A 13351-nucleotide genomic window follows, 5' to 3' on the forward strand; every position below is an offset into this window, starting at 1 on the left:
TGTCGAAGCATCTCTACCGCGTAACTAATCCATTTACTATTGCGGTAGAGATGCTTCGACAAGCTCAGCATGACGGGCTGACAATCTCCTAACAAGCTATAGACTGCGCTTGATACATAACTCAATGAGAAAATTCCTGCTGGCGGTGATGCTCACGGCCGGCTTCCAGGCCCACGCGCAGCCCACCGCGTCGCTCACCGCCCGCCTCGATAAAGTGAGCCTGACGGTGGCGCTGGGAACGGACGGCCGCCCCACCTATGCCGTGGCCTTCGGCCCGAAAACCGTGATTGCGCCCTCGCGGCTGGGACTGGCTTTCGCCGATGGCAAGGGCTTCGAGGGCCCGCTGGTGCTCACGGGCAGCGAAACCAGGGACGTGGATGAGACCTGGCAGCCGGTGTGGGGCGAGGTAAAGGACATCCGCAACCACTACCAGCAGCTCACGGTACACCTGCGCCAGCCCGCCGCCGATGGCCGGAAGCTGGACGTGGTGTTTCGGGTTTTTGCCGACGGCGTGGGCTTTCGCTACGAGTTTCCGCGCCAAGCCAACTTGCAATACTTCACGGTGCAGGATGAATTCACGGAGTTCCGGCTGCCCGCCAACCACAAGGCGTTCTGGATTCCCGGAGACTACGACTCGAACGAGTACGCCTACACCACCAGCCGCCTGAGCGAGGTGAACACCACGCCCATTCCGGCCATTCAGGAGAAAGCGCCGGCCCACCGCATCCAGACGCCGCTGATGCTGAAATCGGACGACGGGCTGTACATCAACATCCACGAGGCCGCGCTGGTAAACTACCCGGCCCTGTTCCTGAACGTGGACACCAAGGGCCTCAGCCTCACCAGCCAGCTCGTGCCCGATGCCACCGGTACGGGGGCCAAGGCCTATTTGCAGGCCCCGGAGCACACGCCTTGGCGCACCATCGTGGTGAGCGACAAGGCCCCCGAGGTACTGGCCAGCAAGCTGATTCTGAACCTGAACGAGCCCAGCAAAATCACCGACACCGGCTGGATTAAGCCCCAGAAATTTGTGGGCGTGTGGTGGGAAATGCAGACCAGCCGGGGCAGCTGGAACTACGCCGATACCTTCAACATCAAGCTGGCCGGCACCGACTGGAGCAAGCTCAAGCCCAACGGCCGCCACATGGCCAATACCGCTCATGTGAAAGAATACATCGACTTTGCGGCCGCGCACCACATCCCCGGTGTGCTGGTGGAGGGCTGGAACGTGGGCTGGGAGGACTGGGCCAATAACTGGAAAGAGGAGGTGTTCGACTTCGTGACGCCGTACCCCGATTTCGACGTGGACGAATTGCAGCGCTACGCCGCCGGCAAGGGCGTCAACATCATTATGCACCACGAAACCAGCGGCGCGGCCACCAACTACGAGCGCCGCCAGGATGCCGCTTACCGCTTCATGAATGCCCACGGCTACACCGCCGTGAAAACCGGCTACGTGGGCAAAATCATCCCGCGTGGCGAGCACCACGACGGCCAGTGGATGGTGAACCACTACGTGCAAACGGCCCAAAAAACGGCTGATTATCACATCATGGTCGACATGCACGAGCCCGTGCGGCCCACCGGCCTCTCGCGCACCTACCCCAACTGGCTGGCCTGCGAAGCCGCCCGGGGCAACGAGTTCAACGCCTTCAGCGAGGGCAACCCACCCGAGCACGAAACCATTCTGCCCTTCACCCGCCTCATGGGCGGGCCGATGGACTACACGCCTGGCATCTTCAAGCTCCAGCATTTTGAGCCGACGGGCAAACGCTTGGTCCACACCACCCTGGCCAAGCAGCTGGCCCTGTACGTGACCATGTACTCGCCCCTGCAAATGGCCGCCGACCTGCCCGAAAACTACAACCAGCACCTCGACGCCTTCCAGTTCATCGAAGACGTGCCCGTGGACTGGGACGATACCCGCATCCTGGCCGCCGAGCCGGGCGACTACCTCACCACCGTGCGTAAGGCCAAGGGCCGCGACGAGTGGTACCTCGGCAGCATCACCGATGAAAATGCCCGCCGGCAGCCCATCAAGCTGGATTTTCTGATGCCCGGCCAGCGCTACGAGGCCACCATCTATGCCGATGGCAAAGGGGCCGACTGGCAGAAAAACCCCACGGCCTACCGCATCACCAAGCAGGTGGTCACCAGTAAATCGGGCCTGACCTTGCAGCTGGCCCCCGGCGGCGGCGCGGCGGTCAGCTTCAAGCCAGTTAAGAAATAATTCTCCGCGCTCAGGCACACTATTGTTACGTCCTTTTAAAAGATTTCCTAAATGTCTATTCGTCGTATTTTAGTTAAGAACAGTCTGGCTTTGGTGCTGGCCGCCAGCTTCCTGGCGGGCTGCAAAAAAGACACGCCTGTGGCCCCGGCTCCCATCGTGCCACCCGTGACGCCCACCACGCCGACGACTCCCACCAATCCGCAGTACGGCATGCCCTTCACCGCCGTGCCCAACCGCGAGGATGCCGTGATTTATCAGGTGAACATGCGGGCATTCAGCCAAAGCGCCAACTTTGCGGGCGTCACGGCCCGGCTCGATTCCATGAAAAGCCTGGGCGCGAACGTGGTGTACCTGATGCCGATATACCCGGTGGGAGCAACCGTTAATTACCCCAGCGGCCCGGCCGCTGGCACGCATAACACGGCCAACTCACCCTACGCCGTGAAGGATTACCGCGCCGTGAACGCCGAATTCGGCACCCTCGCCGACCTGCGCACGCTGGTGGACGCCGCCCACGCCCGGGGCCTGACCGTGATGCTGGACTGGGTGGCCAACCACACTAGCTGGGACAATGCCTGGATAACCGCCCACCCCGACTGGTACCTGCAAAAAAGCGGCGTTATTCAGAGCCCGCCCGGTACCCCATTCACCGACGTGGCCCAGCTCGATTTCAACAACGCGGCCATGCGCGCGGAGATGATTTCGGCCATGAAATCGTGGGTGTTTACGGCCAACGTCGACGGCTTCCGCTGCGACTATGCCGACGCACCCACCATCGCCGCTTCCACCTTCTGGAAGCAGGCCGTGGACACGCTGCGCACAATCAAAACCCACAAGCTGCTGCTGCTGGCCGAAGGCAGCCGCAGCAGCAACTACACCGCAGGCTTCGACTACAATTTCGGCTTCAACTTCTACGGCGGTATTTATAACGTGTACCGCAACGGGCAGCCTGCTACCAACTTCGATGCCTTCAACAGCAGCGAATACGTGGACACCAACGGCAGCACCCAGCAGGTGGTGCGCTACATCACCAACCACGACGTGAATGACTCCGATGGCACCCCGGTGGCGCTGTTCGGCGGCGACGCGGGCGCGATGTCGGCCTTCGTCATCGCCGCGCTCTACAAGGGTGTGCCCATGATTTACAACGGCCAGGAAGTGGGCATGAGCACGGCCATCAAATTCCCCTTCACCGGCGTGAAAGTAATTTGGAATGCCCACCCCGAGGTGACGCGCCTCTACCGCCAGCTGCTGAAAGCCCGCGCCGACAGCCCGGCCCTGCAACACGGCCTGCCCACCGCCTCGTATAGTACCGCCAACGTGTGCGCCTTCACCAAAGCCTCGGGCACGTCGCAGGCGCTGGTGGTGGTCAATACGCGCAACTCGGCTACGTCCTTCGCACTGCCTCCCGGCTTCGCCGGCACTGCCTGGACCAATGCCCTGCAAGCCAGCCCGGTCACGCTGGGGAGCGCGTTGCTGCTGCCCGCCTATGGCTACATCGTGCTGACTAAATAGCTTAATAAAAACTGGTTAATCATTCCCTTGAGCGCCTGTCATCCTGAGTGCAGCTATGGCAGCAGCCGGATGACGAAGTTCTTCAGCGGGTTCTTCTTGATGAGCGTCACCAGTTGGCCGTTGGCGTAGTGGTACTCGTCTTCGCGGCCGTCGCGGTGGGCGCGGTAGGTGCCATCGGGCGCGCGGGCCACGGTGAAATAGTCGCCGAAATATTCGGCGAAAGCGGTGGCGTGGCTGCCGGGCTCGCCAAAAAACATGTCCGTCACGGTGTAGGTGATGGGCTGCTTTTCGGTGGCTTGGTAGTGGTGCTTGTACTGGTCGGCGCGGATGGCGTAGTGGTCGCCCAGCCACTCGGTGCGGGACGAAAAATCGCCCTGGTTGGTGTGCGCGTCCACGGTGGAGAGCAGCAACTGGCCGCCCCGCACGCGGTTAGTGACCTTGTAGTAAATCTTGAGGTGATAAAACAGGAACGTGACCTGCACGTCGCTGATGAGCGTGGAAACCACCTCGGTGGTGCCGGGCTGAGGCTGGCGCGTGGCCGTCATGGTGCCCACCCGTAGGCCGGCCACCTCAATGGCGTAGTGGCGGGTTTCGGGGGGGGCGGCCGGGCGCGGGGTTGTACCCGGCAGGGCCTGGGCGTGTGCCGCGCCGGCCAGCCCCAGCCACAACAGGGGCAGTAGCTGGCCGGCGCGGAGTTGTACCCGGTAGGGCCTATTGCTCATTCAGGCTCCAATTGTAATCGAGGAAGGAAATTTTGGTTTTGGCGTCGATTTTGGTGCTGGAATACTTGTTCACCCACTTTTCCACCGACTGGCCGTTCTTGTCCCAGTCGCCCTTGTACCAATCAAAATACTTGGAAAGCTGGGCGCTGGCGGCGCTGATTTTGTTCTTGGCCGGGTTGTTCAGAAAGTCGTGGCCCTGGTCGTCCAACTGAGCGTCCAGCTTAGCGGCCGTGTAGGCCTCGTTGCGCAGGCGCGGGCAGGTCATGGCCGCGCACACCAGCGCGAAGTGAATGCGCGGGTCATTGTATTTCTTGCGCAGCGTGCCGTGCTCGATGTTGTCAAGGCTCATTTTCTCGCCGCCGATGCTGAAAAACTTGATGGCCCAAGGCGTGGTCACGAAGGGAATCTTAATTTTCGAACCAATATCCTTGATGCTCGAAATAGGATAGTGGTCGAGCACCAGGCGGATGGTGTAGGCGTTGTATGCGTTAATCCAGAACGCCATCTGCTCGGCCTTGCTCCATGACGCGGCGGGCGCGTTTTTGCTGAGCATGTCGAGGTAGCTGTTGAGCGCCTGCTGGTCGGCCTTGAGGCCCTTATAGTTGACGAGGCCTTTGGCGCTCACGTACTTTTTCAGCAGCTTGTCGTAGCTGCCGTGGTCCACGGCGGTGGGGCTGGCAGCGGTAGCCGGCGGGTTGGTCGATGGGTAGGGCGGAGCCGCCGCGAAGGCATTGGCGCCCAAAAACAGAGCTCCGAGCAGGGCGAGGGTGACAGGACGGGTGGTTTTCATGAATAAGGATTAATTGGGAGCAGGCAGCTGCTGCGGCAATAGACGCAACGCGACCCGTTACTTTACACCATACGAGAAATAAAGCTGCGCCGATTGACGAGCTCCGGAAGCGGACAGCCCCACCGCTGGTGGAACAAAGATTTTGCCCATTTCAAACTTCCAGCAGCGGCACTTGCGTAAACATGGAAAATGCCAGGGCGCGAGGGCAGCAAAATGCAGAAATTGCGCCCTCGTCCCTTCCCTTACTATGAAATTAAGCGTCATCATTCCCACCTTCAACGAAGCCCCCAACATTGCCCGCTTGGTAGCCGAGCTGCGCCGCCACGATGCCACCGGCGCAGTAGAAATATTGGTGGTGGATGCCCACAGCTCCGACGGCACCGCCGAGTTGGCCCGCCAGGCCGGGGCCACCGTGCTGCTGGCCCCCAAGCCCGGCCGTGCGCCTCAGATGAACCACGGGGCCGCCCACGCCACCGGCGACGTGCTTTATTTCGTGCATGCCGACGTAAGCATTCACCCCGGCTACGTGGCCACCATCGGCCAGGCCGTGGGGCAGGGCTATGCGGCCGGCTGCTACCGGTTTCGGTTCGATTCGGCGAATCTGCTGCTGCGCATTAATAGCTACGGGACCCGTTTTAAAGGGATTATGAGCCGGGGCGGCGACCAGACGCTGTTTATCACGCGGGCGCTGTTTGAGCAGCTGGGCGGGTTCAACGAGCGGTTTGTGGTAATGGAGGACTTCGAGATTATCCAGCGCATCCGGCGGGTGGCCTCGTTCCTGATTGTGCCGCAGGACGTGCTGGTTTCTGCCCGCAAGTACCAGAACAACAGCTGGCTGCGCGTGCAGCTGGCCAACCTGACGGCCTTCTCGCTCTACTTCCTCAAAGTGGCCCCGTGCCGCATTGCCCGCACCTACAAAGCCATGCTCAACACCTACTAATGAGCATACCCGAAACCGTGCTCGTGACCGGTGCCAACGGCTTTCTGGGCCGCCACCTCGTGGCCGAGTTGTGGCAGCGCGGCTACCCGGTGCGGGCGCTGCTGCGGCCCGGTACGCCCGCGCCGTTCCCGGTTGATTGGCGCGTCGAATACCACGAAGCCGACCTCACCCAACCCGCCACCCTGGCCAGCGCGGCCAATGGCTGCGGGGCCATTATCCACGCCGCCGCCCTGGCCCGCGTGAACCCGGCCCGCCACCCCGCCGTGTGGGCCGCCAACCTCGGTGGGACCGAGGCCGTGCTGCGGCTGGCCCGCCGGGCGGGCGTGCGCCGGCTGGTGTACGTGGGCACGGCCAACGTCTTCGGCTTCGGCCCCAAGGCCAACCCCGGCGACGAAACCCGGCCCTACGCCGGCCAGCGCTACGGCCTCGACTACATGGACAGCAAGCGCGCGGCTACCGACCTCGTGCTGCGTGCCGTGGCGCAGGAGCAGTTGCCCGCCGTACTGGTGCATCCCACTTTTATGCTTGGCCCGCAGGATGCCAAGCCCACGTCCAACGCCCTGTTATTGGAGCTGTTGCGAGGAAAGCTGCCGGGCTATCCGCCGGGCGGCAAAAACTACGTGTACGTCCGCGACGTGGCCACGGCCACCGTTAATGCCCTCACGCAGGGCCGCGTGGGCGAATCCTACATTCTCGGCAATGAAAACCTGAGCTACCGCGAAGCCTTCGGGCTGATGGCGGGCGTGCTGGGCGTTCGGCCACCGCGCTGGCCCGTGCCGGCCGGGCTGGCGGTGCTTTACGGCGATATTTGCGACCTGAAGGCACGGCTCACCGGCCGCCCGGCGCAGCTGAATGCGGCCATGGCGGCCGTGGCCAACGACGGCCATTATTTCAACGTGCAGAAGGCCCGCCAGGAGCTGGCCCTGCCCCAAACGTCCATCAGGCAGGCTGTGGCCGAGGCGTTCGACTGGTTTAAAACCAACCATTATGTTTGATTCAACTCCGGCCCGCCGGACTGGTCCGTTGGCGGGCAAGGTGGCCATTGTCACCGGCTCAGAATCGGGCATTGGGCGCGAAACGGCCCGCACGCTGTGCGAAAGCGGGGCCGCCGTGGTCCTCAACGGCCGCAACGCCGAGCGGCTGGAACAGACCCGCCAAACCCTGGCCGCCGTCGGCCACACCGTAGCCGCCTGCGTGGCCGACGTGACCGACTACGCCGCCTGCGAGCGCTTGGTGCAAACGGCCCTCGACCACTTCGGCCAAGTCGATATTCTGATAACCAACGCCAGCATTTCCATGCGGGCCTACTTCGCCGACATGGCTCCCGAAGTGTTCCGGCAGGTGCTCGATAGCAACGTATACGGCTCGGTGTACCCGCTCAAAGCGGCCCTGCCGCACCTGACGCGCACGCGGGGCAGCGTCACGTTCATTTCCTCCATTTCGGCCCTCAATGGCATGCCCAGCGGCTCGGCCTACTGCGCCGGCAAGGCCGCCGTGGCCAACCTGGCCCACACCCTGCGGCTAGAGCTGGCCGATACCGGCATTCATTTCGGCGTGGTTCACATCGGCTTCACCCAGAACGACCCCGAAAAGCGCGTGCTGGACGCGGCCGGCCGGCCCGTGCCCATTGCCCACCGCCCGCCACGCTGGCAAAAATCGCAGGCCGAAGTAGCGGCCATCATCGTGCGGCATGTGCGTAAGCGGCGGCAGCGCACCGTCATTTCGGCCCTGGGCCGCATCATTGTGCTGGTGCATACTTACCTGCCGAAGCTGGGCGACTGGGTGGTGCTGTCCACCATGCGGCGGATGCGGCGTTTCTACGAATAGCCGCCGGAAAGTGCCGCCGCGCCGGTAGCAGCGGCTACATTCGTAGATAACCTGTTTCGTTTTTGCCTTCGCGCTACTTTGTCTGACTCTGCTTTTCCTGCGTTTTTTCGTTCGCGCCGCTGGGTAGTGGGCGTGTTCTTTGGCCTTTTGGCGCTGCTGGGCGTGGTGCTGCACCGCGACTATGGCATGGGCTGGGATGAGCCCGCCGAACGCCTCAACGCCTTCGTGAGCGCCAAGTACGTGGCCCTGAAGCTGGCCCCCGAGCTGGCCCGCCGTCAGCCCCGCCTGGCCGATATTCCCGACCTGCGCCACCACCCCGATGCCGACCACGGCGTACTGTTCATGCTGCCTTGGGTGGGCCTGGAGGCCCTGCGGCCCGGCCCCGACCCGGCCGAATGGGCCTACCGGCGGCATCTGGCCGGCTTCCTGCTGTTTGTAGCCGGGGCGTGGGCCGTGTACCGGCTGGGGCGGGCGCGGCTGGGCAGCTGGCATTGGGGGTTGGTGGGGGCGGGGCTGCTGGTGCTCTCGCCCCGCATCTTCGCAGAGGCGTTTTACAACTACAAGGACATTGTGTTTCTGAGCCTGTTTGCGCTGGCCGTGCTCACGCTCACGCGGCTGTTGCGGCGGCCCACGGCGGGACGGGTGTTGCTGCACGCGCTGGCCACGGCAGCGGCCATTGATGTGCGCACGATGGGCGTGCTGCTGCCGCTGCTCACGCTGGGCTTCGGGGCACTGGAAATGTGGGCGCGGCCGGTGCGGCGGCGCGGGCTGGCCGGCGCGCTCGGGCTGTATCTGCCGGTGGCGATGGCGCTGGTGGTGCTGGGCTGGCCTTACCTGTGGGAAAACCCTTGGGGGAATTTCAAGGCCGCCTTCAGCAGCTTTGGCCATTATGCTATTCCAATCGACGTGTTTTACCTGGGGCGATTTGTGTCGACTCAGGCTTTGCCGTGGCACTATGGGCCGGTGTGGCTGTTCATTACCACGCCGCTGCCCTACGTGCTGCTGTTTGGGATTGGAGTGGCAGGAATGAGCCGTGAGCTGCTGTTGGCCGGCTTGGGTCGCTGGCTGCGGCGTTCGGCCAGCCGGCACGACCTGCTACTGCTGGCCTGGTTCGCCGGCCCGCTGCTGGCCGTGATGTTCCTGCATTCGGCCATCTACGACGGCTGGCGGCACCTTTATTTTGTGTACCCAGCCTTCGTGCTGCTGGCGGGGCAGGGCTTGCGGCGGATATGGCAAAAGTGGCACCAGCCCGTGGCTGCGACCAGACGGCCCGGGGCCTGGGTAGCCGGCGCGGTCCTGCTGGCCATAGCGGTGGGCACCGCGCAGGTGGCGTGGCGTATGGCCTCGGAGCATCCGTTTCAAAACGTGTATTTCAGCTTTTTGCCGGGAAAAAGCATCGAGCAAAACTTCGAGCGCGACTATTGGGGCTTATCCGTTAAGCAGGGGCTGCAATGGGTACTGGCCCACGATGCCCGCCCGGCCGTGCCCGTGAGCATGGACCGCCGCACCGAAATGACCCTGCGCATCAATGCTAAGATGATGCCGCCTGCCGGACGCGCCCGGCTGCGCCTCGAACCGCCGGATTCGGCCTCTGGGGGGTATTTTCTAAGTATTCATCGCTGGCATCCGGGGCCGTACCCGGCCAGCATGGGGCGTCCGGTACATGTTATCCGGGCGGGAGGCGCGGTTATTCTCACGGTGCTGCGCCGGCCCTGAACAGCGGCGCGGGTGTTTCTTTGTGGCCCCGTTGGGCCTTTTTTACTTGGGCTTAGTTGGCCAGTGGGGCCTTTATTGTTTTAGCTTATGCCGCTGCTTGAAGTTACGGATGCCCGCCTGGCGCGGCAGTTTGTGGAGTTGCCCGCCCGCCTGCACCAGGCGGTGCCGCAATACATCGGGGTGCTGGAAAACGAAATTGAGGTCGTTTTCGACCCCATCAAAAACCCCAAGTTCGCCAACGGTGAAGCCATTCGCTGGGTGCTGACCGATGCCACGGGCACGATTATCGGCCGGGTGGCGGCCTTCCTCAACCGCGACGCGGTGGACGTGCAGAACGCTGACCTGCCCACCGGCGGAGTAGGCTTTTTTGAGTGCGTCGACGACCAGTCGGCGGCCAACCAGCTCTTCGATGCCGGCCGACAGTGGCTGGCCGTGCGCGGCATGCAGGCCATGGACGGCCCCATCAACTTCGGCGAGCGCGACCGGCTGTGGGGCCTGCTGATTGACGGCTTCGACCGGCCGCCGAACTATGGCATGTTCTGGCACCCGCCGTACTATCAGCAGCTGTTTGAGCAGTACGGCTTTCAACTCTACTTCAAGCAATACACCTGCTACCGCACCACGGCCGCGCCGCTGCACGCCCGCTTCGCGCAGCAGGCCGAGGCGCACGCGAAGGAGTTCCGGTTTGAGCACGCCCGCAAGGCCGATGCCGAAAAGCTGGCCTACGATTTTCACCACGTTTATAACCTGGCCTGGGCTAAGCACTCGGGCGTGAAGCCGATGACGCTGGACCAGGCCCGCAACATCGTGAAGGAAATGAAGCCCGTGGTGGATGAGCGCCTGCTCTGGTTCGCCTATCACGGCTCCGAGCCGGTGGCGTTTTTCATCAGCCTGCCCGAGCTGAACCAGATTTTCCGGCACGTGGGCCGGCGGCTCAACCTGCTGGGCAAGTTGCGCTTCCTGTGGGCCCGCTGGCGCTTCATGCGCCGGACTGATAAGCGCCTGTTCGGCATCATCTACGGCGTGGTGCCCGAGTACCAAGGCAAGGGCGTGGACGCGGCCATGCTGGTGTACGCCAGGCAGGCCTTCATCGACGCGGGGTACGCCGATATTGAGATGAACTGGATTGGCGATTTCAACCCGCGCATGCTGGTGACCACGCGCTCCATCGGGGCCACCATCGTGAAAACCCACGCCACCTACCGCTACCAGTTCGACCGGGAGCGGCCGTTTGAGCGGATGCCGATAATCCGGTGAGGCTACGTTAGAACGGATAGCCGATGGCCAGATTGAAGCGGCCCGAAGAGCTGGTAGGCGTGCCGTAGGGCGCTTGCAACGGAAAGGCCAGGTCGAAGCGAATGACGAAAAACTGCACATCGACGCGCAGGCCCACGCCCGCGCCCACGGCCAGTTGCTTTAGGAACGTGCTGGGGCTGAACTGGCCGTTTGTGCCGTCGGGCTCGCCATTGGCGTTCACGCCGGGGCGGCTGGGGTCGGGGTTGGCCAGCCAGATGTTGCCGGCATCGAGGAACACGGCCCCTTTGAGGTAGGGAATCAGGTCCTGGCGGTATTCCACGTTGCCTTCGAGGCGGATGTCGCCCACCTGGTCGTAGAAGCTGTTGAGGCTTTGCTGGCCCGGCGCAGGCCTGTAAGTACCGGGGCCGATGCCTCGGGCGGCAAAGGCGCGCACGCTATTGGGGCCGCCAATGCCGTACTGCTTGGGGTAGGGCAACACGTCGGAATTGCCGTAAGGCAGGCCCACACCGGCCTGGAAACGCGCTACGATGCGATTGCCGGAAGCCGGGTTCGGACTGGTGCGGTAGTATTCGCGGAACTCTAAATCGAGCTTTAAATACTGGCTATATTCTTGGCCACCAATGGTGTACTTGCCATTCGCATCCTTGGTACCGCCGATGGAGCTGACGATGCCCTGGGCCACGTTGCCGCTGCCCTCTATCTGCCCGCTGAAATAAATTTGCTGGCGGCGCTGCTCCAGCACCTGCTGGTTGTAGGTGTAGCGGTAGGAGCTGGCCAGAATAAACTGCTGCTGAAACGCACTGCGCAGGAAAGGCCGCGCTTTCAGAATGCTGGTAAACGTATCGGTGGGGGTAAACTGAACGTAGGTGATGTCAATGGGTTTGATTTCCTGCTCGTTGGTAATCTTGGTTTTCCAACTGTAGCCGTAATTCAGGTTGAAGAAATTTTGGGTGAAGTAGCTGGCGCGGGTCACCAGCCGAAAGCCCGCCCCAACGGTGGTGCGCGGCTGGAAATCGGAGTTGGGCAGATGCACGTCGAGTAGTGGCAAATCGGGCACCACGAGGCGCGGGATGAGTAGCTGCGCATTCAGGCCCAGCTCGTAGCTGGTGAGGCCCACGCCGCCGCTGCCGCTCCCGGTCTGGGTTTCGGTGGAAGCCACGGCATTGATAATCAGCTGCTCGCCGCCGCGCAGGGCCGAACGGTTGCGGAACGACACGGTGAGCCCCGGCCCGGTAAAGCCGTTGCTCTTGGACACCAGCTGCAAATCGGCCCGCAGGCTTTTCTTCTTGAGTTGGGTCATCAGCACGTCGGCATCGAGGCGGGCGCGGCCGGCCGAGTCGCCGGCCAGGGCCGGCTTCAGGCGGATTTCCACAAACTTGAATGTGTTCAGGCTCATCAGGCGGCTGATGGTCTGGTCGCGGCGGCGGCGGCGGTACAGGCTGTCCGGGTACAGGAACGTGGCCCGCGTAATGGCGCTGGCCTTGAATATTTTCTCGTCGGGATAGTAGAGGTACTTGCGGTACAGGATGGGCGGGCGGGTGGTGGTATCGGTCAGGACGTAGTTCGTGTTCAGCTTTACCGCATCGAGCCAGTAGGGCTGTACGGCTTTGGCCGGAGCACTGCTTTTCACGCGCAGGTACACGTTCACCTTGTCGTGCAGCGTGCTATCCACCTGAAACAGAATGTAATCGGGATTAAAGTAGAAGTAGCCTTCGTTTTTCAGTACGTTGTCGATGCGGACCCGCTCGTTGGTGAGCGTGGTCAGGTTATAAGCATCGCCCACTTTGAGCAGGGTGCCGGGCTGGGCGGCGCGCACGGCGGCGTTCACCACGGTATCACTTTCCGGAAAATGAATTTCCTTGATGGTGTAGACCCGGCCGGTGGTGGCCGTGTAGTCCACCTGCGCGGTGTTGGCCTTTTCCTTTACCTCGTGGGCCACGGTGCCCTTGAAGAAGCCGTTGTTGTAGAGCCGGTTGGTAATCAAGCCTTCGGTGGCGCTGATTTTTACGTCTTTCAGCAGCACCGGGGCTTCTCCAAGCTTATCGGCGAAGAACTTGCCCAGGCCCTTCTTCTTGCCCACGCCCAGGTGCCAGAAATACAGCTTCGGCCGCTGGCCCAGAATGGAGCTGTTGGGCTTGGGTGTTACCACCGAGGCCAGCTCGGTTTGCAAGGCGGCCTGGTTGGGTAGCTTCTGTGGTGATTTAATGGTGACTTTGCTGCCGGTGTAGAGCTTCTGGCCTTCGGGGACGTATTTCAGGCCGGAGCAGGAGGCCAGGAGCAGGAGCAGGGCAAGGCTGAGCAGGCGGTGCAGCGAAATAACGCTTCTCACCCGCTTACCCAATGAAAAAAGGGTG

The 13351-nt window shown here is 62.6% G+C and carries 10 protein-coding genes; 7 read left to right on the top strand and 3 right to left on the bottom strand.

Annotated elements, in window-relative coordinates; translation table 11 throughout:
- The first annotated feature begins 124 nt into the window (after positions 1-124).
- Positions 125-2230: a glycoside hydrolase family 97 protein gene (locus ACVWYF_RS18875; protein WP_457070930.1), complete on the top strand. Its 2106-nt coding sequence runs from the start codon at positions 125-127 to the stop codon at positions 2228-2230.
- Positions 2231-2281: 51 nt separating this feature from the next.
- Positions 2282-3745 (top strand): alpha-amylase family glycosyl hydrolase, encoded by a 1464-nt coding sequence (locus ACVWYF_RS18880; RefSeq protein WP_457070933.1) that lies wholly within the window; start codon positions 2282-2284, stop codon positions 3743-3745.
- Between the two features lie 53 nt (positions 3746-3798).
- Here ACVWYF_RS18880 and ACVWYF_RS18885 read toward each other — a convergent pair whose 3' ends face one another.
- Positions 3799-4467, bottom strand: a complete 669-nt coding sequence (locus ACVWYF_RS18885) for a DUF6134 family protein (RefSeq protein WP_457070935.1) — start codon at positions 4465-4467, stop codon at positions 3799-3801.
- Complete coding sequence (locus ACVWYF_RS18890) at positions 4457-5257, bottom strand: DUF547 domain-containing protein (protein WP_457070937.1); 801 nt, start codon at positions 5255-5257, stop codon at positions 4457-4459. Before ACVWYF_RS18890 ends, ACVWYF_RS18885 begins: the two co-directional genes overlap by 11 nt.
- Before the next feature lie 247 nt (positions 5258-5504).
- Between ACVWYF_RS18890 and ACVWYF_RS18895 the strand changes: the two genes are divergently transcribed.
- The 5 genes from ACVWYF_RS18895 to ACVWYF_RS18915 all read left to right on the top strand — a co-directional run bounded on the left by ACVWYF_RS18895 (position 5505) and on the right by ACVWYF_RS18915 (position 10997).
- Complete coding sequence (locus ACVWYF_RS18895; protein WP_457070940.1) at positions 5505-6197, top strand: TIGR04283 family arsenosugar biosynthesis glycosyltransferase; 693 nt, start codon at positions 5505-5507, stop codon at positions 6195-6197.
- Entirely contained in the window at positions 6197-7192 is a 996-nt protein-coding gene (locus ACVWYF_RS18900; RefSeq protein ID WP_457070942.1) for an NAD-dependent epimerase/dehydratase family protein, read from the top strand. Before ACVWYF_RS18895 ends, ACVWYF_RS18900 begins: the two co-directional genes overlap by 1 nt.
- The gene (locus ACVWYF_RS18905) at positions 7185-8024 is read left to right on the top strand and encodes an SDR family oxidoreductase (protein ID WP_457070944.1); all 840 of its coding nucleotides are present in this window, start codon (positions 7185-7187) and stop codon (positions 8022-8024) included. Before ACVWYF_RS18900 ends, ACVWYF_RS18905 begins: the two co-directional genes overlap by 8 nt.
- Positions 8025-8102: 78 nt before the next feature.
- The gene (locus ACVWYF_RS18910; RefSeq protein WP_457070946.1) at positions 8103-9740 is read left to right on the top strand and encodes a hypothetical protein; all 1638 of its coding nucleotides are present in this window, start codon (positions 8103-8105) and stop codon (positions 9738-9740) included.
- Between the two features lie 87 nt (positions 9741-9827).
- Positions 9828-10997, top strand: a complete 1170-nt coding sequence (locus ACVWYF_RS18915) for a hypothetical protein (RefSeq protein WP_457070948.1) — start codon at positions 9828-9830, stop codon at positions 10995-10997.
- Positions 10998-11004: 7 nt separating this feature from the next.
- On the opposite strand, the gene tamL is transcribed toward ACVWYF_RS18915, so the two are convergent.
- Positions 11005-13326, bottom strand: a complete 2322-nt coding sequence (tamL, locus tag ACVWYF_RS18920; protein ID WP_457070950.1) for a translocation and assembly module lipoprotein TamL — start codon at positions 13324-13326, stop codon at positions 11005-11007.
- Positions 13327-13351 lie beyond the last annotated feature (25 nt).

The sequence above is a fragment of the Hymenobacter sp. UYAg731 genome, from assembly GCF_054061335.1.